Here is a 19,478-nt window from a genome sequence, read left to right as displayed (position 1 = left end):
ACTTTTACATTTCCTTTAACAGGAACCCTGAAAACGAAAAAACCCGCCAGAGGCGGGTTTTAAGAAATTGTGCTTTTGAACGGAAGCTTAGATGCTTACAACGTTACCAGCAGCCGGGCCTTTAGCGCCGCTTTCGATGGTGAAGGACACTTTCTGACCTTCGTCCAGAGATTTGTAGCCATCGTTCTGGATAGCAGAGAAGTGTACGAACACATCTTTAGAGCCATCGTCAGGAGTGATGAAGCCGAAACCTTTATCAGCGTTGAACCATTTTACCAGACCAGTCATTTTACCAGACATTGAAATTACCTTTTACATTAAGAATGAGCCTTTCGGCGCGATGGTGTGCTTTACAGAATTTTTGAAGCGATTAAGGAGAAGCTCACGTCGAAGGGTATCTTAGGATAACTTCTGGAGGACTGCTTTACTAACTGCTTTAAAGGTCTGTACGTCAAACCAGTCCGAGTATTAACGCACAGATCCTTAGCCAGTAGCAATGTTTATTTTCACATATTACTTACCAATGCAAAAACTGGAGAAGATCCGGCCCAGCAGATCGTCCGAAGTAAACTCACCGGTGATCTCGCTTAACGCCTGCTGAGCAAGGCGCAGCTCCTCAGCGAGCAGCTCCCCGGCCCAGGCCCCCAGTAATTGTGCTTTGCCCTGTTGCAGGTGGTCTGCTGCCTGCTCAAGCGCCTGTAAATGACGGCGACGCGCGAGGAAGCCCCCTTCCATACGCGTGTCAAAGCCCATACTGGCCTTGAGATGATGGCGCAGCACATCCACACCTTCTCCCGTACGCGCGGAAAGGCGAATAAGTGAGTGACCATTCACATCGCTTAACCCCAGCGGCTCGTCGGTGATATCCGCTTTATTGCGTACCACAGTAATCGGTAATTTCGCTGGCAGTCGGGCGATAAAATCAGGCCAGATCGCCGCCGGATCGGTGGCGTCGGTCGTGGTACCGTCAACCATAAACAGCACGCGGTCAGCCTGGTCGATCTCCTGCCAGGCGCGTTCAATACCGATGCGCTCTACCTCGTCGCTGGCTTCACGCAGGCCCGCAGTATCGATGATGTGCAGCGGCATCCCGTCGATGTGGATATGCTCGCGCAGCACGTCGCGGGTCGTCCCTGCGATATCGGTGACGATAGCCGCTTCACGCCCGGCCAGCGCGTTAAGCAGGCTCGATTTCCCGGCGTTCGGACGCCCGGCAATGACCACTTTCATGCCTTCACGCAGAAGGCTGCCCTGACGGGCTTCAGCGCGGACGGCATCAAGATCGGCCATCACGCCATTCAGTTGCGCTTCAATTTTGCCGTCAGAAAGAAAATCAATTTCTTCATCCGGGAAATCAATCGCGGCTTCCACATAGATGCGCAGGTGAGTGAGTGCTTCCACCAGATGATTTACACGGGCGGAGAACGCCCCCTGTAACGAGTTGAGTGCCGAACGTGCAGCCTGCTCGGAACTGGCATCGATCAGATCGGCAATCGCTTCAGCCTGGGCCAGATCCAGCTTGTCGTTAAGAAACGCCCGTTCGGAAAACTCGCCCGGACGCGCAATACGCACGCCTGTAATCTTCAGAATGCGTTTGAGCAGCAGGTCGAGAATAACCGGCCCGCCGTGCCCCTGAAGCTCCAGCACGTCTTCACCGGTAAAAGAATTGGGGCCAGGGAACCACAGCGCGATCCCCTGATCGAGCGCGGTACCATCGGCATCTTTAAACGGCAGGTAATCGGCGTAACGCGGCTTTGGCAGCTTACCCAGTACGGTTTCAGCCACCTCCCGTGCCTTCAGGCCGGAGATACGCAGAATACCCACACCACCGCGTCCTGGAGGGGTGGCCTGGGCAACGATAGTGTCGTTATGGCTCATGATTCGTCTCTTTAAATAGCAATAAAAAAGGCGGTCATCAGACCGCCCTTTGTTCACTTTTCCGTTTGCCGGGTGGCGCTACGCTGACCCGGCCTGGTGTCAGGAGCTTTTCTTCTCGCGGCTATGCAGGCCACGTTTCTCCAGACCACGGTAAATCAACTGCTGTTGCAGAATGGTCACCAGGTTGCTGACGATATAGTACAGCACCAGACCAGACGGGAACCACAGGAAGAACACCGTAAAGATGACCGGCATAAAGGTCATGATTTTCTGCTGCATCGGGTCGGTCACGGTGGTCGGCGACATCTTCTGGATGAAGAACATCGTCACGCCCATCAGGATCGGCAGGATGTAGTACGGGTCTTGTGCGGACAGGTCATGGATCCACAGGGCGAACGGCGCATGACGCAGTTCAATGGAGCCCATCAGCATGTAGTACAGCGCAAGGAAGATCGGCATCTGGATAAGCAGCGGGAAGCAGCCGCCCAGCGGGTTCACTTTCTCTGCTTTATACAGAGCCATCATTTCCTGGCTCTGACGCTGTTTGTCATCGCCCAGACGCTCACGCATTGCCGCAATCTTCGGCTGCAGCATACGCATCTTCGCCATGGAGGTGTACTGCGCTTTGGTCAGCGGGTACATGATGCCACGAACGATAAAGGTGATAACGATGATGGAGAAGCCCCAGTTGCCCAGGAAGCTATGGATCCACTTCAGCAGTTTAAACAGCGGCTGAGAGATGAACCACAGCCAGCCGTAATCCACGGTCAGGTCAAGATGCGGCGCAACGGCAGCCATTTTGTCCTGAATTTCCGGACCAACCCACAGGGTGCTGGCAAGCGCACCGGTTTGACCCGGTTGCACCAGAACCGGCGCAGACTTATAGCCGATAGCGGCAACGCCATTGCCCAGGTTATTGGTGTAGAAGTTGCTCGTCACATCGCTGCGCGGGATCCAGGCCGTTGCAAAGTACTGTTGCAGCATCGCCACCCAACCGCCGTTAGCCGTTACGTTCAGGTTTTCGTTGTCTGCAATGGTGTCGAATTTGTATTTTTCGTACTTTTCATCCGGCGTGGAGTACGCCGCACCACGGAAGGTATGCAGCGCGAAGTTGCTGCTTCCGGTATCAAGATGAGCAGGCAGATTGATGGATTGCTTAAGCTGACCAAACGTTGCCACTTCCAGCGGTTTTGCACCGGCGTTCTGCACGTTATAGCCCACGTTCACCGCATAGTCACCGCGCTTCAGGGTGAAGGTTTTGGTGAAGGTGTTGCCCGCCGCGTCGATATAAGTCATCGGGATCGCCAGTTCATTCTGGCCTTCAGCCAGTACAAAGGCGTCACTGGTGACGTTATACAGCGGACGTGCGCCGTTAGCCGGGTTATCCGGGCCATCACGACCTGTCAGACCGCTTTGAGCCTGGTAAATAAACTGTGGAGACGTTTCCAGTAACTGGAACGGCTCTGAAGAACCCAGCTCTTTCGGGTAACCCAACAGCTGCGCCTTTTCAACATCACCACCACGGGTGTTGATAGTTAATTCAAGCACGTCGGTCTTAACTGTAATCAGTTTCCCCTGGCCACTGGCTGGTACGCCCTGGTCTGCGGCGCTACCCGCTGCGGTGGTCGTAGTCTGCGTGGTCTGCTGCGTCTGAGGCTGAGGATTTTTATCCTGCTCCCAGGCTTGCCAGATCATGAAAGACACGAACAACAAAGCGATGACTAAAAGATTGCGTTGCGAATCCATCGTTAGTGTTCTCTGGTATTAAAAGGTCCTGGCGGGACGGGGTCGTCGCCACCCGGGTGTAAAGGGTGGCATTTTAATACGCGTTTCACCGTCAACCAACTGCCTTTTATCACTCCAAACCTGCGCAATGCCTCAATTCCGTAGGCCGAACAGGTAGGAGTGAAACGACAATGTGGCCCGAGTAGCGGACTAATCAGGCGCTGATAGACCCTAATAAGGGCTATCAGGAGCCTTGAGCCAGGCGACAGTGGCGGCGCCATAATTTTTCCAACGCTTCCGAGAGAGCACGGTTATCGAGGTCGGCAACCCCCTTTTTCGCCACCACCACGAAATCCATTGCAGGGAGTTCATGTTGACGTAAACGAAAGCTTTCGCGCGTCAGGCGTTTAATCCTGTTGCGTTCATGTGCACGTTTAACGTTTTTCTTGGCGACGGTAAGACCGATGCGGGGATGCCCCAGCGAATTCAGGCGGCCGAGGATGGTGATTTGCGGCGTGCCAGCCCGTTGTGGCTGCTGGAAGACGAAAGTGAAATGATTGGGAGTTAACAAACGTAACTCCCTGGGAAATGCGAGCTTAACCACGCAGGGTTAGCTTTATTACTTGGAAACGGTCAGACGAGAACGGCCTTTAGCACGACGACGTGCCAGAACCTGACGACCATTTTTAGTTGCCATACGAGCACGGAAGCCGTGAGAACGGTTGCGCTTCAGTACAGACGGTTGAAAAGTGCGTTTCATGGCGATTTCTACCTAAACTTGAATGATTTCACTGACTTTTGCGCCTGCTCGTTTAGCAATGCCAACAGCTAACGCTTCAGTGTGGGTGATTAAAGAGGCCGGATTGTAATAATTGTACACTCCGGAGTCAATTCTCTTTCCTTATATCCCGCGTATTTTCGCATGATTCTGCCCGTAAAATGAACAACCTTTGACGACAGAATGCACGCGTTGCGCGCCGGGTGGAGGATTATACGGGCTGATAATCAAAGCGCAAGGATCCTCAAGGATCAACTCGCGATCGATTACGCAAATTTTTGCTGCCAGGTATGAATTTTTCCAATATGCGGGCGAAATCGTCCCGCAGCGGAGCCAGGATCGTTTACACTTACCCGGTTCGGATCGACCTGTGGATAAATCGTGAAGAATCTGTGAGAAACACAAGATCTCTTCGGCAGTTTACGCTATGATCCGCGGTCCCGATCGCGATCCAGGATCGTTTAAAGGGGCCAAACCGCAGATAGCGGTTCGCACGTCACCCTTCAGGGGTCTTATCGATGTGTGTCAACAATCACGAATATTCAGCCTTTGTCATTTTATCGACTTTGTTCGAGTGGAGTCCGCCGTGTCACTTTCGCTTTGGCAGCAGTGTCTTGCCCGATTGCAGGATGAGTTACCAGCCACAGAATTCAGTATGTGGATCCGCCCGTTGCAGGCGGAGCTGAGCGATAACACGCTGGCTTTGTATGCGCCAAACCGTTTCGTACTTGATTGGGTCAGAGACAAATACCTCAATAACATCAACGGACTGCTGAACGATTTTTGCGGCACCGATGCTCCCCAGTTGCGGTTTGAAGTCGGCACAAAGCCTGTCACCCAGACGCTGCGCGAAACGGTAAACGTTGCGCCCGCGCAGGTCGCGGCAGTACACACTCCTCGCGTTGCCCCTGCGGCTCGTTCCGGCTGGGATAATGTCCCTGCTCCGGCGGAACCGACGTATCGCTCGAACGTCAACGTGAAGCACACATTCGATAACTTCGTTGAAGGTAAATCCAACCAGTTAGCCCGTGCGGCGGCGCGTCAGGTAGCAGATAACCCTGGCGGCGCGTATAACCCGCTGTTCCTTTATGGCGGCACCGGTCTCGGTAAAACCCACCTGCTGCACGCGGTCGGTAACGGCATTGTGGCGCGTAAGCCGAATGCCAAAGTGGTGTACATGCACTCTGAACGTTTCGTTCAGGACATGGTTAAAGCCCTGCAAAACAACGCCATTGAAGAGTTCAAACGTTACTACCGCTCGGTCGATGCGCTGCTTATCGATGACATTCAATTCTTTGCCAATAAAGAGCGCTCGCAGGAAGAGTTTTTCCACACCTTTAACGCCCTGCTCGAAGGCAACCAACAGATCATTTTGACCTCGGATCGTTATCCTAAAGAGATCAACGGCGTCGAGGATCGTCTGAAATCCCGCTTCGGCTGGGGGCTGACCGTCGCGATCGAACCGCCCGAACTGGAAACCCGCGTCGCGATCCTGATGAAGAAAGCCGACGAAAACGATATTCGTCTGCCGGGCGAAGTGGCGTTCTTTATTGCCAAGCGTCTGCGATCCAACGTGCGTGAGCTCGAAGGCGCACTGAACCGCGTGATTGCCAACGCCAACTTTACCGGTCGCGCCATTACCATCGATTTCGTGCGTGAAGCGCTGCGCGATCTGCTGGCGTTGCAGGAAAAACTGGTCACTATCGACAATATTCAAAAGACAGTGGCGGAATACTACAAAATTAAGGTGGCGGATTTGCTGTCAAAACGCCGCTCCCGCTCGGTAGCCCGTCCGCGTCAGATGGCGATGGCGCTGGCAAAAGAGCTGACCAACCACAGCCTGCCGGAAATCGGCGACGCCTTTGGTGGTCGCGACCATACTACCGTGCTGCATGCCTGCCGCAAGATCGAGCAGTTGCGTGAAGAAAGCCATGATATCAAAGAAGATTTCTCAAATTTAATCAGAACATTGTCTTCCTGATGCGATGAAAGTGACGCTATGAAATTTACCGTTGAACGTGAACACTTATTAAAACCGCTCCAGCAGGTCAGTGGCCCGCTCGGTGGCCGCCCTACGCTGCCTATCCTCGGTAACCTCCTGCTTCAGGTGGCGGACGGTACGCTGTCGCTGACCGGTACCGATCTTGAGATGGAAATGATCGCCCGCGTGGCGCTGCTACAGCCGCACGAGCCGGGCGCGACCACCGTACCGGCACGCAAATTCTTTGATATTTGCCGTGGCCTGCCGGAAGGCGCAGAAATCGCCGTGCAGCTTGAAGGTGACCGGATGCTGGTGCGCTCAGGTCGCAGCCGCTTCTCGCTCTCCACGCTGCCTGCCGCCGACTTCCCGAATCTGGACGACTGGCAGAGCGAGGTGGAATTTACCCTGCCGCAGGCGACCATGAAGCGTCTGATCGAAGCGACGCAGTTTTCCATGGCGCATCAGGACGTTCGCTATTATTTAAACGGTATGCTGTTTGAAACCGAAGGTGAAGAGTTGCGTACTGTCGCCACCGACGGTCACCGTCTGGCAGTGTGTTCAATGCCTGTTGGTCAGCCGCTGCCGAACCATTCGGTGATCGTGCCGCGTAAAGGCGTTATCGAACTGGTGCGTATGCTGGACGGCGGCGATTCGCCGCTGCGTATTCAGATCGGCAGCAATAATATTCGTGCGCACGTGGGTGATTTTATCTTCACCTCGAAGCTCGTTGATGGCCGTTTCCCGGATTATCGCCGCGTATTGCCGAAAAACCCGGACAAACACCTCGACGCAGGCTGCGATATTCTCAAACAAGCGTTTGCCCGCGCGGCGATCCTGTCGAACGAGAAATTCCGCGGCGTGCGCCTGTACGTCAGTGAAAATCAGCTAAAAATTACTGCCAATAACCCGGAGCAGGAAGAAGCCGAGGAGATCCTCGACGTCACCTACGCCGGCACAGAAATGGAAATTGGCTTTAACGTCAGCTACGTGCTGGATGTGCTCAACGCGCTGAAGTGCGAAAACGTGCGTATCCTGCTGACGGACTCCGTTTCCAGCGTGCAGATTGAAGATGCGGCGTCTCAAAGTGCTGCGTATGTTGTTATGCCCATGAGATTGTAATGTCGCTCACCCGCCTGTTGATCCGCGATTTTCGCAATATCGAAAACGCGGATCTCGCTTTATCTCCCGGCTTTAACTTCCTGGTTGGCGCGAACGGTAGCGGCAAAACCAGCGTGCTGGAAGCGATCTACACGCTCGGTCATGGCCGGGCGTTCCGCAGTCTGCAAACGGGCCGCGTCATTCGTCATGAGCAAGAGTCGTTTATTCTGCACGGGCGTTTGCAGGGCACGGATCATGAAACGTCCATCGGCCTGACCAAAGATAAGCTGGGCAGCAGTACCGTGCGCATCGATGGCACGGACGGGCACAAAATCGCTGAACTGGCGTTAATGATGCCGATGCAGCTCATTACGCCGGAGGGGTTTACTTTACTCAACGGCGGCCCCAAATACAGAAGAGCGTTTATTGACTGGGGATGTTTTCATAACGAAGCCGGTTTCTTTAACGCCTGGAGTAACCTGAAGCGTTTGCTCAAGCAACGCAACGCCGCGTTACGCCAGGTGAGTCAATACGCGCAGTTACGCCCGTGGGATAAGGAATTAATTCCACTTGCGGAACAAATCAGCCAGTGGCGTGCCGAATACAGCACCGCCATCGCGCAAGATATGGCAGATACCTGTAAACAGTTTCTACCTGAATTCACCCTGACCTTCTCTTTCCAGCGCGGCTGGGAAAAAGAGACCGATTACGCCGACGTTCTGGTGCGCAATTTTGAGCGTGACAGGATGCTGACTTACACCGCGCATGGCCCGCACAAAGCGGATTTCCGCATTCGTGCCGACGGTGCGCCGGTGGAAGATACGCTCTCGCGCGGTCAATTAAAGCTATTGATGTGCGCGCTACGTCTGGCGCAGGGTGAGTTTTTAACCCGTGAAAGCGGGCGACGCTGTTTATATCTGATAGATGATTTTGCCTCAGAGCTTGATGACGCCCGGCGCGGACTGCTTTCCAGCCGCTTAAAAGCCACACAGTCACAGGTCTTTGTCAGCGCCATCAGCGCTGAACACGTTATGGACATGTCGGACAAAAATTCGAAGATGTTCACCGTGGAAAAGGGTAAAATAACGGATTAACCCAAGACAAAATGAGCGAGAAACGTTGATGTCGAATTCTTATGACTCCTCCAGTATCAAAGTCCTGAAAGGGCTGGATGCGGTGCGTAAGCGCCCGGGTATGTATATCGGCGACACGGATGACGGCACCGGTCTGCACCACATGGTATTTGAGGTGGTAGATAACGCTATCGACGAAGCGCTCGCAGGTCACTGTAAAGATATCGTCGTGACCATCCACGCTGACAACTCCGTTTCTGTAACGGATGATGGCCGTGGTATTCCGACCGGTATTCACCCGGAAGAAGGCGTTTCCGCGGCAGAAGTGATCATGACCGTTCTGCATGCGGGCGGTAAATTCGACGATAACTCCTATAAAGTTTCCGGCGGCCTGCACGGCGTAGGCGTTTCCGTGGTTAACGCCCTGTCGCAGAAGCTGGAACTGCTGATCCGCCGCGAAGGTAAAGTCCACCAGCAAACTTACGTGCACGGCGTGCCGCAGGCACCGCTGGCTGTGACTGGCGATACCGATGCGACCGGGACTCAGGTGCGTTTCTGGCCGAGCCATGAAACCTTCACCAATGTCGTTGAATTTGAATATGAAATTCTGGCAAAACGCCTGCGTGAGCTGTCATTCCTGAACTCCGGCGTTTCTATTCGTCTGCGCGACAAACGCGATGGCAAAGAAGATCACTTCCATTACGAAGGCGGTATCAAGGCCTTCGTTGAGTATCTGAACAAGAACAAAACCCCGATCCACCCGAACGTGTTCTATTTCTCCACTGAGAAAGACGGCATTGGCGTGGAAGTGGCGTTGCAGTGGAACGACGGCTTCCAGGAAAACATCTACTGCTTTACCAACAACATTCCGCAGCGCGACGGCGGTACGCACCTCGCGGGCTTCCGTGCGGCGATGACCCGTACCCTGAACGCCTACATGGATAAAGAAGGCTACAGCAAAAAAGCGAAAGTCAGCGCCACCGGTGACGATGCCCGTGAAGGTCTGATCGCCGTGGTTTCCGTCAAAGTGCCGGATCCGAAATTCTCCTCACAGACCAAAGACAAACTGGTTTCTTCCGAGGTGAAATCGGCGGTTGAGCAGCAGATGAACGAACTGCTGGCGGAATACCTGCTGGAAAACCCGGGCGATGCGAAAATCGTTGTCGGTAAAATTATCGACGCCGCGCGCGCCCGTGAAGCTGCACGTAAAGCGCGTGAAATGACCCGTCGTAAAGGCGCACTGGACTTAGCTGGTCTGCCGGGCAAGCTGGCGGATTGCCAGGAGCGCGACCCGGCGCTGTCTGAACTGTACCTGGTGGAAGGGGACTCTGCGGGCGGCTCTGCCAAGCAGGGGCGTAACCGTAAGAACCAGGCGATTCTGCCGCTGAAAGGTAAAATCCTCAACGTGGAGAAAGCGCGCTTTGACAAGATGCTCTCTTCGCAGGAAGTGGCAACGCTTATCACCGCGCTGGGCTGCGGCATCGGCCGCGACGAGTACAACCCGGACAAACTGCGCTATCACAGCATCATCATCATGACCGATGCGGACGTCGATGGTTCACACATCCGTACTCTGCTGCTGACCTTCTTCTATCGTCAGATGCCGGAAATCGTTGAGCGCGGCCACGTCTACATTGCGCAGCCGCCGTTGTACAAAGTGAAGAAAGGCAAGCAGGAACAGTACATCAAAGACGACGAAGCGATGGATCAGTACCAGATTTCGATCGCGCTTGATGGTGCCACGCTGCATACCAACGCCAGCGCTCCGGCACTGGCAGGCGAACCGCTGGAAAAACTGGTTTCTGAGTTCAACGCTGCGCAGAAAATGATTGGCCGTATGGAGCGTCGCTTCCCGCGCTCGCTGCTTAAAGAGCTGGTCTATCAGCCGACGCTGACCGAAGCCGAACTGAGCGATGAAGCGAAAGTCACCGCCTGGGTTTCACAGCTCATCACCACACTTAACGAAAACGAAATGCACGGCAGCACCTGGAACTTCGCGGTGCGTGAAAACGCCGAACTGAAGCAGTTTGAGCCGGTGGTCCGCGTGCGTACGCACGGTGTGGATACCGACTATCCGCTGGAGCAGGAGTTCATTGCCGGTGGCGAATACCGCCGTCTGTGTCAGCTCGGTGAAACGCTGCGTGATTTGATCGAAGATGACGCGTTCATCGAACGTGGCGAGCGTCGCCAGCCGGTAGCCAGCTTCGAACAGGCGCTGGACTGGCTGGTGAAAGAGTCCCGCCGTGGCCTTTCCATTCAGCGTTATAAAGGTCTGGGTGAAATGAACCCGGATCAGCTGTGGGAAACGACGATGGACCCGGAAAGCCGCCGTATGCTGCGCGTGACCGTGAAGGATGCGATTGCCGCGGACCAGCTGTTCACAACACTGATGGGCGACGCCGTTGAACCGCGCCGTGCGTTTATTGAAGAGAATGCGCTGAAAGCCGCGAATATCGATATTTAATCGCGTTCCCCTCACCCCGACCCTCTCCCACCGGGAGAGGGAGAAGGGCAAGCCTGCGCTCGATCTGTGGGAGAGCACAAAGGCAAGTCTGCGCTCGATCTGTCCCCTCTCCCTGTGGGAGAGGGTTAGGGTGAGGGGGTTCCTCTCTCAAAAGAGGCACACCTCTCCCCCATCCCGCCCCCTTTTTCCTCCGACTCTGCTGCTGTTTTTTGAGCTAAATCGCGTTAGCATGAGTACAGACTCGTTCACGTTGGGGATCTCATGGCTATCAAACTTATTGCAATCGACATGGATGGCACACTGCTGCTGCCCGATCACACCATTTCACCTGCCGTCAAAGAGGCGATTTCTGCCGCGCGCGAACGTGGCGTCAACGTCGTCCTGACCACAGGCCGCCCGTACGCAGGCGTTCATAATTACCTGAAAGAGCTGCATATGGATAAGCCGGGTGACTACTGCATCACCTATAACGGCGCGCTGGTGCAGAAAGCGGCGGATGGCAGCACGGTTGCACAAACCACCCTCAGCTATGACGATTATCGCTACCTTGAACAACTATCCCGCGAAGTGGGTTCACACTTCCACGCGCTCGATCGCAACACCCTCTACACCGCCAACCGTGATATCAGCTACTACACCGTGCATGAATCCTACGTGGCCACCATTCCGCTGGTGTTCTGCGAAGCGGAAAAAATGGACAAAGAGATCAAGCTGTTAAAAGTGATGATGATCGACGAGCCGGCTATTCTCGACAAAGCCATCGCCCGCATCCCGGCGGAAGTGAAAGAGAAATACACCGTGCTGAAAAGCGCGCCGTACTTCCTTGAAATCCTCGATAAACGCGTCACCAAAGGTACAGGCGTCAAATCGCTGGCCGATGCGCTGGGCATTCAGCCGGAGGAGATCATGGCGATTGGCGATCAGGAAAACGACATTGCAATGATTGAGTACGCGGGGACCGGTGTGGCGATGGATAACGCCATCGATTCCGTGAAAGAGGTCGCTAATTTCGTCACCAAATCCAACCTGGAAGACGGCGTGGCATGGGCCATTGAGAAGTTTGTCCTGAATTAATCCCCGCTTTACTTCCTGTTAAGCCCGCCATTCGTGCGGGCTTTTTGTTGCCTGAAAAATTTTCTTCTTAACCTTTTTGTTACCGATTGTCGTTTTTGTGATCTGAATTGTAGTACAACCTACATTCATTGTACTACTATCGCCATCAGTAACCGGCAGCAAGGCTCACATTTGTACTGCAATGTTGAGGTTTTTTACGCCAGCCGGGATAAAGTAATGGCAGTGAAAACGTTCAAAAGGAACAGCCATGACCATTACTAAAACCGACCGCATCATCAACACCCTCGGGCGGCAGATTGTGAGCGGGAAGTATGTGCCCGGAGCCGCGCTGCCGTCGGAAGCGGATTTATGCGAAGAGTTCGAAACGTCGCGCAACATCATCCGCGAGGTGTTTCGCTCGCTGATGGCGAAGCGGTTGATTGAGATGAAGCGCTATCGCGGCGCGTTTGTGGCGGCGCGAAATCAGTGGAATTACCTCGACACCGAGGTGCTGCAATGGGTACTGGAACACGATTACGATCCGCGCCTTATCAGCGCGATGAGCGAAGTGCGTAATCTGGTGGAACCGGCCATTGCCCGCTGGGCGGCTGAACGCGCCACTTCCAGCGAACTGGCGCAAATCGAGGCGGCGCTCAATGACATGATCCTCAACAACCAGGATCGCGATGCCTTTAACGAAGCGGACATTCGCTATCACGAAGCGGTTTTGCAGTCGGTGCACAACCCGGTGTTACAGCAGTTGAGCGTGGCCATCAGCTCCTTACAGCGCGCCGTTTTTGAGCGCACCTGGATGGGTGATGAAAGCAACATGCCGAAAACGCTCCAGGAACATAAAGCGCTGTTTGATGCGATACGACATCAGGACGGCGATGCCGCTGAACAGGCGGCGCTGGCGATGATTGCCAGCTCAACCCGACGATTAAAGGAAATCACATGACATCACGCTATATCGCTATCGACTGGGGTTCAACCAACCTCCGCGCCTGGCATTATCAGGGCGATGAATGCCTCGACAGCAGGCAATCGGAAGCCGGAGTCACGCGCCTCAACGGGCGCACTTTCGAAGCGGTATTAGCAGAAGTCACCCAGGGGTGGGATCGGGAAAACACCCCGGTGATTATGGCGGGTATGGTGGGCAGCAACGCAGGCTGGCAGTCCGTTCCCTATTTACCCTGCCCGGCGCGTTTCGCCGACATTGGCCAGCAGTTAACTGCCGTTGCCGACAAAGTATGGATTATTCCCGGCCTGTGCGTGGATCGCGACGACAACCATAACGTGATGCGCGGCGAAGAAACTCAGCTTCTTGGCGCGCGCGCCTTGCACCCTTCTTCGCTGTACGTCATGCCCGGCACCCACTGCAAATGGGTGCAAACGGACGACGAGCGCGTCTGCGATTTCCGTACCGTGATGACCGGCGAGCTACACCACGTTTTGCTCAATCACACGCTGGTGGGCGCAGGATTGCTGGACCAGGTCGCCTCCCCCGATGCCTTCGATGCCGGATTAACACGCGGCCTGGCCTCCCCCGATTTGCTTCCTTCCCTGTTCGAAGTCCGCGCCGCGCATGTGCTGAACGCCCTGCCGCGTGAACAGGTGAGCGACTTTCTTTCCGGTCTGCTGATTGGCAGTGAAGTGACCAGCATGGTCACCCGTTACGATCCGCAGCAGACCATCACTCTCGTCGCCAGCCCCTCGCTCAGCGCCCGCTACCAGCGCGCGTTTGAGCATATCGGGCGCAGTACGCAAACGCTCAGTGGCGACGTCGCATTTCAGGCAGGCATAAGGAGCATAGCTCATGCAGTGGCAAACTAATCTTCCGCTCATCGCGATCCTTCGCGGTATCACGCCGCACGAGGCGCACGCGCACGTCGCCGCGGTGCTGGACGCCGGTTTTGACGCGGTCGAAATCCCGCTGAATTCACCGCAGTGGGAAGAGAGCATTCCGGCCATGGTTAAAGCCTTTGGCGATCGCGCGCTGATTGGCGCGGGCACGGTGTTAACGCCCGCTCAGGTAGATCAACTGGCCACCATGGGTTGCAGGCTTATCGTCACTCCCAACATTCAGCCTGAGGTGATCCGCCGCGCCGTGGCGCACGGCATGACCGTTTGCCCTGGCTGTGCAACGGCGACCGAAGCGTTTGACGCGCTCAATGCCGGGGCGCAGGGGCTGAAAATCTTCCCGTCGTCGGCATTTGGCCCGGATTACATCAAAGCGCTGAAAGCGGTGCTGCCGTCAGACGTGCCGGTTTTTGCTGTGGGTGGCGTCACGCCGGAAAACTTAAAGCAGTGGATTGACGCAGGTTGCGTGGGTGCCGGACTGGGCAGCGATCTCTATCGCGCCGGGCAGTCCGTTGAGCGCACCGCGCAGCAGGCAGCGGCATTTGTTAACGCGTATCGAGAGGCAGTGGCATGAAAATTACCAAATTAACGACGTACCGGTTACCCCCGCGCTGGATGTTTTTGAAAATCGAAACTGACGAAGGCATCGTCGGCTGGGGCGAGCCGGTCATCGAAGGCCGTGCGCGCACCGTCGAAGCGGCAGTACATGAGTTCGGCGACTATCTGATTGGTCAGGACCCGTCACGCATCAATGACTTATGGCAGGTGATGTACCGCGCCGGATTCTACCGTGGCGGCCCGATCATGATGAGCGCAATCGCCGGTATCGATCAGGCGCTGTGGGATATCAAAGGCAAAGTCCACAACGCCCCGGTGTGGCAATTAATGGGCGGCCTGGTACGCGATAAAATCAAAGCCTATAGCTGGGTCGGCGGCGACCGTCCGGCAGAGGCCATCGAAGGCATTAAAACGCTGCGTAATATTGGCTTTGATACTTTTAAATTAAACGGCTGCGAAGAATTAGCCATTATTGATGATTCCCGCAAAGTCGATGCGGCAGTCAATACCGTGGCGCAAATCCGTGAAGCGTTTGGCAATGAAATTGAATTTGGCCTCGATTTCCACGGTCGCGTCAGTGCCCCAATGGCAAAAGTATTAATTAAAGAACTGGAACAATATCGCCCGTTATTTATTGAAGAGCCGGTATTAGCTGAGCAGGCAGAATATTATCCAAAACTGGCCGCGCAAACGCATATTCCTATTGCCGCCGGTGAGCGTATGTTCTCCCGCTTTGAATTTAAACGCGTATTGCAGGCGGGTGGTCTGGCAATATTACAGCCCGATTTATCCCACGCAGGCGGTATTACCGAATGCTATAAAATCGCTGGCATGGCGGAAGCCTATGACGTGGCGCTGGCCCCGCACTGCCCGCTCGGCCCGATTGCGCTGGCAGCCTGTCTGCATGTGGATTTTGTCTCCCATAATGCGGTCTTCCAGGAGCAAAGCATGGGTATTCATTACAATAAGGGCGCGGAATTGCTCGACTTTGTGAAGAATAAAGAAGACTTCAGCATGGAAGGCGGCTTCTTTAAACCGTTAATGAAACCAGGCCTCGGCGTGGAAATTGACGAAGAGAAAGTCATTGAACTGAGTAAAAATGCCCCGGACTGGCGGAATCCGTTGTGGCGGCATGCGGATGGTACCGTCGCCGAATGGTAATGCTCTTCATAATTCGCGCCATGAATGCGTTGGCTACGCTTATTCAACCCAGTCACTTACTTAAGTAAGCTCCTGGGCATTCATAAGCTTGCCGCCTTTCCCTGACGCAAATTATTTAGAGCATTCACCTAATAATAATTTCAAACACACCCTCTGTAATTTACCGGGCAGGGTGAGCGGCTTCGCCATGCCCAAAATCTGGAGACAGATTACGATGGATATTTCAGTTACTGCTGCAAAACCGGGGCGTCGCCGTTATCTGACGCTGGTGATGATCTTTATTACCGTGGTGATTTGCTACGTTGACCGCGCGAATTTAGCGGTGGCTTCGGCGCATATTCAGGAAGAATTCGGTATCACCAAAGCGCAAATGGGCTATGTCTTTTCTGCATTTGCCTGGCTTTATACGCTGTGCCAGATCCCCGGCGGCTGGTTCCTCGATCGCGTCGGCTCACGGATGACTTACTTTATCGCGATTTTCGGCTGGTCAGTGGCGACACTGTTCCAGGGCTTTGCCACCGGATTAATGTCGTTGATTGGCCTGCGGGCGATCACCGGTATTTTCGAAGCGCCAGCGTTCCCGACCAATAACCGCATGGTGACAAGCTGGTTCCCGGAACATGAACGCGCCTCGGCGGTGGGTTTTTACACCTCCGGGCAGTTTGTCGGCCTGGCGTTTCTCACCCCGCTTCTGATCTGGATCCAGGAGATGCTGAGCTGGCACTGGGTGTTTATCGTCACCGGCGGCATTGGTATCGTCTGGTCGCTGATCTGGTTCAAAGTCTATCAGCCACCGCGTTTAACCAAAGGCATCAGCAAGGCGGAACTGGATTACATCCGTGATGGCGGCGGTCTGGTGGACGGCGACGCACCGGTGAAAAAAGAGGCGCGTCAGCCGTTAACCAAAGCCGACTGGAAGCTGGTGTTCCATCGTAAATTACTGGGCGTGTACCTCGGGCAGTTTGCCGTGACCTCGACGCTGTGGTTCTTCCTGACATGGTTCCCGAACTACCTGACTCAGGAAAAAGGTATCACCGCGCTGAAAGCGGGCTTCATGACCACCGTGCCGTTCCTCGCGGCCTTCTTTGGTGTGCTGCTCTCCGGCTGGCTGGCAGACCGTCTGGTGCGCAAAGGCTATTCGCTGGGCGCGGCGCGTAAAACGCCGATTATCTGCGGGCTGCTGATTTCCACCTGCATCATGGGCGCGAACTACACCAACGATCCGCTGTGGATTATGGTGCTGATGGCTGTCGCGTTCTTCGGTAACGGTTTTGCGTCGATCACCTGGTCGCTGGTCTCCTCGCTGGCTCCGATGCGCCTGATTGGTCTGACCGGCGGCGTGTTTAACTTTGTCGGCGGGCTGGGCGGCATTACCGTCCCGCTGGTGATCGGCTACCTGGCACAGGATTACGGCTTCGGCCCGGCGCTGATTTATATCTCCGTCGTGGCACTCATCGGCGCGCTCTCTTACATCCTGCTGGTGGGCGACGTTAAACGCGTAGGCTAACGCCCGCTCTTACGCTACCCTGAAGCGAAACAGCGCTTCAGGGTCTTTTCATGAAACAACTCACCTTTGCCCCCCGTCATCATCAACTCACCAATATCAACACCTGGACCCCGGACAGCCAGTGGCTGGCGTTTGACGTGCGCCCGTCCGGTGCGTCATTTACCAGCCAGACCATTGAGCGGGTGAATGTGCAAACCGGCGAGATCGACGTGATTTACACCGCAACCCAGGGCGCGCACGTGGGCGTAGTGACCGTCAGCCCCAAGGCGGAAAAATATGTCTTTATTCATGGCCCGGAGAACCCGGATGACGCCTGGCACTACGACTTTCACCATCGTCGCGGCGTGGTGAGCGAAGGCGGGAAGACCCGTAATCTGGATGCGATGGATATTACCGCGCCCTATACGCCGGGCGCGCTGCGCGGCGGCAGCCATGTGCATGTGTTCAGCCCCAACGGGGAGTACGTCAGTTTTACCTATAACGATCATGTCCTGCACGAACGCGACGCGCGACTGGATTTACGCAATGTCGGCGTGGCTGCTCCTTTTGGCCCGGTGACGCCGGGCGGCTCACATCCGCGTGAATACGCCGGTTCGCACTGGTGCGTGCTGGTGAGTCGCACCACGCCGCAGCCGACGCCAGGCAGCGATGAGATCAACCGCGCCTATGAAGAGGGCTGGGTCGGCAACGACAAACTGGCGTTTATTGGCGATACGCTTTCCGAAAGCGGCGAGAAAGTGCCGGAACTGTTTATTGTCGATCTGCCAAAAACAGCGCAGGCCTGGAAGCAGCCGGGTGACGCGCCGCTGGCAGGAACCGACGCGCTGATGCCCGCCCCGCCCGCAGGCGTGGTGCAAAAACGGCTCACCTTTACCCATGACCGCGCGTTTCCGGGACTGGTGAACGTGCCGCGTCACTGGGTACGCAGCCATCCGCAGGCAACGGAGATCGCTTTTTTGATGCGTGATGAGAAGGGCGTGGTCCAGCTGTGGCTTATTTCCCCTGACGGCGGCGAACCGCGCCAGTTAACCCGCAGCGGCACGGGCATCCAGTCGGCGTTTAACTGGCATCCTTCAGGAAAAGCGTTAGGGTTTGTGCTGGAAAATCGTATTGCGCTGGCCGATGCGCAGAGCGGCGACATCACCTTTTTGACGCCCGATCAGGATAATCCGCCCAGCGCGGATGCGGTGGTTTTCTCACCGGACGGGAAAAACATCGCCTGGATGGCCGAAACGCAGGGTTACCGCCAGCTATGGATGACGGAAACCGGCCTGTAATCAGGGGGAAGGCATTCGCGCAGGCGGGATCACGGAATTAGTCGCCAGATTCGCCTGCTCGCTTTTCTCCACGCGCGATTTGATGGAGCTGTCGGTGCGGAACATATCCCACGGCAGCAGCAGCGTATCCACCAGCGCGGTAAAAGGCATATCCAGTGCCACCAGCGATTTCATACCCAGACTGGTATCGTCATCGCCCAGCATCGTTGAGCTGGCGCGCGTGCCGGGGTACGTCCCCTCTTTGCCGCCCGTGTGCGACATGACGCTTGAGCATCCGCTCATTGAGAGCATCCCGCCCAATAAAACCAGCTTTAACAGAACATTTTTCATGATGATGTAATCATTGTGATTGGCTGTAACGCTTATAGCGACCCTGTAGAGAAAAGAATAGCGCTGGTGCACCGCTCTGTGGCGGCAATCGCAATTTAACAATGCGTGCTGTCATCCCAGTCTATGCAATAGCGGGGAAAGTGCAAAAAAAGTCAGACAAGCGCTCTTGAAAAAAATTGCACCGCACCCATTTTATGAACGTGTCCGAAGAAGAACATGCCTGCGGGGTGTTCAGGGCACAACGTCTGATTAAACGGCCTGTCCCGCGTGGAAGGCTTAAGAATCTCGCTGATTTCAGGAGCTTGTAGCATGCGTAATTTCGATCTTTCTCCGCTGTATCGTTCTGCCATTGGTTTTGACCGCCTGTTCAACCTGTTAGAAAACAACCAAAGCCAAAGTAACGGCGGCTACCCTCCGTATAACGTTGAACTGGTGGATGAAAACCATTACCGCATCGCCATTGCCGTCGCCGGTTTTGCTGAAAGCGAACTGGAGATCACCGCGCAGGATAACCTGCTGGTGGTGAAGGGTTCCCACACGGCTGAGCAAAAAGAGCGTACCTATCTCTACCAGGGCATCGCCGAACGCAATTTCGAGCGCAAATTCCAGTTAGCCGAAAATATCCACATTCGCGGCGCAAATCTGGTCAATGGCCTGCTGTACATCGATCTTGAGCGCGTTATTCCGGAAGCGAACAAACCGCGCCGTATCGAAATTAACTGATTTCCTGGGTCG

Annotated in this window: 19 protein-coding genes; 12 read left to right on the top strand and 7 right to left on the bottom strand. The window is 55.1% G+C overall.

Annotation, left to right across the window (positions count from 1 at the left end):
* Positions 1 to 87 precede the first annotated feature (87 nt).
* The 6 genes from cspA to rpmH form a co-directional block, all read right to left on the bottom strand.
* Positions 88 to 300, bottom strand: a complete 213-nt coding sequence (cspA, locus tag BM373_RS14965) for a transcription antiterminator/RNA stability regulator CspE (RefSeq protein ID WP_090462844.1) — start codon at positions 298 to 300, stop codon at positions 88 to 90.
* Positions 301 to 513: 213 nt separating this feature from the next.
* Positions 514 to 1,878, bottom strand: coding sequence for a tRNA uridine-5-carboxymethylaminomethyl(34) synthesis GTPase MnmE (mnmE, locus tag BM373_RS14960; RefSeq protein WP_090462841.1), 1,365 nt, complete (start codon positions 1,876 to 1,878; stop codon positions 514 to 516).
* A gap of 99 nt (positions 1,879 to 1,977) precedes the next feature.
* On the bottom strand, positions 1,978 to 3,624 hold the full coding sequence (gene yidC, locus BM373_RS14955; protein WP_090462838.1) for a membrane protein insertase YidC: 1,647 nt from the start codon (positions 3,622 to 3,624) through the stop codon (positions 1,978 to 1,980).
* Between the two features lie 2 nt (positions 3,625 to 3,626).
* Entirely contained in the window at positions 3,627 to 3,884 is a 258-nt protein-coding gene (gene yidD / locus BM373_RS14950) for a membrane protein insertion efficiency factor YidD (RefSeq protein WP_072570898.1), read from the bottom strand.
* Positions 3,848 to 4,207: a ribonuclease P protein component gene (gene rnpA / locus BM373_RS14945; RefSeq protein ID WP_072570900.1), complete on the bottom strand. Its 360-nt coding sequence runs from the start codon at positions 4,205 to 4,207 to the stop codon at positions 3,848 to 3,850. Before rnpA ends, yidD begins: the two co-directional genes overlap by 37 nt.
* A 15-nt stretch (positions 4,208 to 4,222) precedes the next feature.
* Positions 4,223 to 4,363, bottom strand: a complete 141-nt coding sequence (gene rpmH, locus BM373_RS14940) for a 50S ribosomal protein L34 (RefSeq protein WP_003849659.1) — start codon at positions 4,361 to 4,363, stop codon at positions 4,223 to 4,225.
* A gap of 604 nt (positions 4,364 to 4,967) precedes the next feature.
* On the opposite strand from rpmH, the gene dnaA reads away from it, so the two are divergent.
* From dnaA to BM373_RS14880, 11 genes are all read left to right on the top strand, one after another.
* Positions 4,968 to 6,362 (top strand): chromosomal replication initiator protein DnaA, encoded by a 1,395-nt coding sequence (gene dnaA, locus BM373_RS14930; RefSeq protein ID WP_090462835.1) that lies wholly within the window; start codon positions 4,968 to 4,970, stop codon positions 6,360 to 6,362.
* Between the two features lie 18 nt (positions 6,363 to 6,380).
* Positions 6,381 to 7,481: a DNA polymerase III subunit beta gene (gene dnaN / locus BM373_RS14925; protein ID WP_090462832.1), complete on the top strand. Its 1,101-nt coding sequence runs from the start codon at positions 6,381 to 6,383 to the stop codon at positions 7,479 to 7,481.
* Positions 7,481 to 8,554: a DNA replication/repair protein RecF gene (gene recF / locus BM373_RS14920; protein WP_090462829.1), complete on the top strand. Its 1,074-nt coding sequence runs from the start codon at positions 7,481 to 7,483 to the stop codon at positions 8,552 to 8,554. Before dnaN ends, recF begins: the two co-directional genes overlap by 1 nt.
* A gap of 28 nt (positions 8,555 to 8,582) precedes the next feature.
* Positions 8,583 to 10,997, top strand: a complete 2,415-nt coding sequence (gene gyrB / locus BM373_RS14915; RefSeq protein ID WP_090462826.1) for a DNA topoisomerase (ATP-hydrolyzing) subunit B — start codon at positions 8,583 to 8,585, stop codon at positions 10,995 to 10,997.
* Positions 10,998 to 11,258: 261 nt separating this feature from the next.
* Positions 11,259 to 12,071 (top strand): sugar-phosphatase, encoded by an 813-nt coding sequence (yidA, locus tag BM373_RS14910; protein ID WP_090462823.1) that lies wholly within the window; start codon positions 11,259 to 11,261, stop codon positions 12,069 to 12,071.
* A gap of 247 nt (positions 12,072 to 12,318) precedes the next feature.
* The gene (dgoR, locus tag BM373_RS14905) at positions 12,319 to 13,008 is read left to right on the top strand and encodes a D-galactonate utilization transcriptional regulator DgoR (RefSeq protein ID WP_090462818.1); all 690 of its coding nucleotides are present in this window, start codon (positions 12,319 to 12,321) and stop codon (positions 13,006 to 13,008) included.
* Complete coding sequence (locus tag BM373_RS14900) at positions 13,005 to 13,883, top strand: 2-dehydro-3-deoxygalactonokinase (protein ID WP_090462815.1); 879 nt, start codon at positions 13,005 to 13,007, stop codon at positions 13,881 to 13,883. The genes dgoR and BM373_RS14900 overlap by 4 nt, the downstream gene beginning before the upstream one ends.
* Entirely contained in the window at positions 13,867 to 14,484 is a 618-nt protein-coding gene (locus BM373_RS14895; protein ID WP_090462813.1) for a 2-dehydro-3-deoxy-6-phosphogalactonate aldolase, read from the top strand. Before BM373_RS14900 ends, BM373_RS14895 begins: the two co-directional genes overlap by 17 nt.
* On the top strand, positions 14,481 to 15,629 hold the full coding sequence (gene dgoD / locus BM373_RS14890) for a galactonate dehydratase (RefSeq protein WP_090462810.1): 1,149 nt from the start codon (positions 14,481 to 14,483) through the stop codon (positions 15,627 to 15,629). The genes BM373_RS14895 and dgoD overlap by 4 nt, the downstream gene beginning before the upstream one ends.
* 214 nt (positions 15,630 to 15,843) lie before the next feature.
* The gene (locus BM373_RS14885) at positions 15,844 to 17,136 is read left to right on the top strand and encodes an MFS transporter (protein ID WP_090462804.1); all 1,293 of its coding nucleotides are present in this window, start codon (positions 15,844 to 15,846) and stop codon (positions 17,134 to 17,136) included.
* Positions 17,137 to 17,186: 50 nt separating this feature from the next.
* On the top strand, positions 17,187 to 18,413 hold the full coding sequence (locus tag BM373_RS14880) for a YidR family protein (protein WP_090462802.1): 1,227 nt from the start codon (positions 17,187 to 17,189) through the stop codon (positions 18,411 to 18,413).
* Here the strand turns inward: BM373_RS14880 and BM373_RS14875 are convergent, their stop codons facing one another.
* Positions 18,414 to 18,743, bottom strand: coding sequence for a YceK/YidQ family lipoprotein (locus BM373_RS14875; RefSeq protein WP_177220156.1), 330 nt, complete (start codon positions 18,741 to 18,743; stop codon positions 18,414 to 18,416).
* A gap of 309 nt (positions 18,744 to 19,052) precedes the next feature.
* Here BM373_RS14875 and ibpA point away from each other — a divergent pair, with 309 nt between their 5' ends.
* A complete protein-coding gene (gene ibpA / locus BM373_RS14870) occupies positions 19,053 to 19,466 on the top strand; it encodes a small heat shock chaperone IbpA (RefSeq protein ID WP_090462799.1) in 414 nt (137 codons plus the stop codon).
* Positions 19,467 to 19,478 lie beyond the last annotated feature (12 nt).

Source organism: Enterobacter sp. kpr-6, from assembly GCF_900116015.1.
In the GTDB taxonomy this organism is placed as follows: Bacteria; Pseudomonadota; Gammaproteobacteria; order Enterobacterales; family Enterobacteriaceae; genus Enterobacter_D.
Note: the sequence above shows the minus strand (reverse complement) of the source record. Positions and strands in the feature narration are given on the sequence as shown.

What these genes read in the sequence shown, in the direction of transcription:
- cspA (WP_090462844.1), bottom strand. Translation starts at nt 300, where the DNA reads ATGTCTGGTAAAATGACTGGTCTGGTAAAATGGTTCAACGCTGATAAA.
- mnmE (WP_090462841.1), bottom strand. Translation starts at nt 1,878, where the DNA reads ATGAGCCATAACGACACTATCGTTGCCCAGGCCACCCCTCCAGGACGC.
- yidC (WP_090462838.1), bottom strand. Translation starts at nt 3,624, where the DNA reads ATGGATTCGCAACGCAATCTTTTAGTCATCGCTTTGTTGTTCGTGTCT.
- yidD (WP_072570898.1), bottom strand. Translation starts at nt 3,884, where the DNA reads ATGGCGCCGCCACTGTCGCCTGGCTCAAGGCTCCTGATAGCCCTTATT.
- rpmH (WP_003849659.1), bottom strand. Translation starts at nt 4,363, where the DNA reads ATGAAACGCACTTTTCAACCGTCTGTACTGAAGCGCAACCGTTCTCAC.
- dnaN (WP_090462832.1), top strand. Translation starts at nt 6,381, where the DNA reads ATGAAATTTACCGTTGAACGTGAACACTTATTAAAACCGCTCCAGCAG.
- recF (WP_090462829.1), top strand. Translation starts at nt 7,481, where the DNA reads ATGTCGCTCACCCGCCTGTTGATCCGCGATTTTCGCAATATCGAAAAC.
- gyrB (WP_090462826.1), top strand. Translation starts at nt 8,583, where the DNA reads ATGTCGAATTCTTATGACTCCTCCAGTATCAAAGTCCTGAAAGGGCTG.
- yidA (WP_090462823.1), top strand. Translation starts at nt 11,259, where the DNA reads ATGGCTATCAAACTTATTGCAATCGACATGGATGGCACACTGCTGCTG.
- dgoR (WP_090462818.1), top strand. Translation starts at nt 12,319, where the DNA reads ATGACCATTACTAAAACCGACCGCATCATCAACACCCTCGGGCGGCAG.
- BM373_RS14900 (WP_090462815.1), top strand. Translation starts at nt 13,005, where the DNA reads ATGACATCACGCTATATCGCTATCGACTGGGGTTCAACCAACCTCCGC.
- BM373_RS14895 (WP_090462813.1), top strand. Translation starts at nt 13,867, where the DNA reads ATGCAGTGGCAAACTAATCTTCCGCTCATCGCGATCCTTCGCGGTATC.
- dgoD (WP_090462810.1), top strand. Translation starts at nt 14,481, where the DNA reads ATGAAAATTACCAAATTAACGACGTACCGGTTACCCCCGCGCTGGATG.
- BM373_RS14885 (WP_090462804.1), top strand. Translation starts at nt 15,844, where the DNA reads ATGGATATTTCAGTTACTGCTGCAAAACCGGGGCGTCGCCGTTATCTG.
- BM373_RS14880 (WP_090462802.1), top strand. Translation starts at nt 17,187, where the DNA reads ATGAAACAACTCACCTTTGCCCCCCGTCATCATCAACTCACCAATATC.
- BM373_RS14875 (WP_177220156.1), bottom strand. Translation starts at nt 18,743, where the DNA reads ATGAAAAATGTTCTGTTAAAGCTGGTTTTATTGGGCGGGATGCTCTCA.
- ibpA (WP_090462799.1), top strand. Translation starts at nt 19,053, where the DNA reads ATGCGTAATTTCGATCTTTCTCCGCTGTATCGTTCTGCCATTGGTTTT.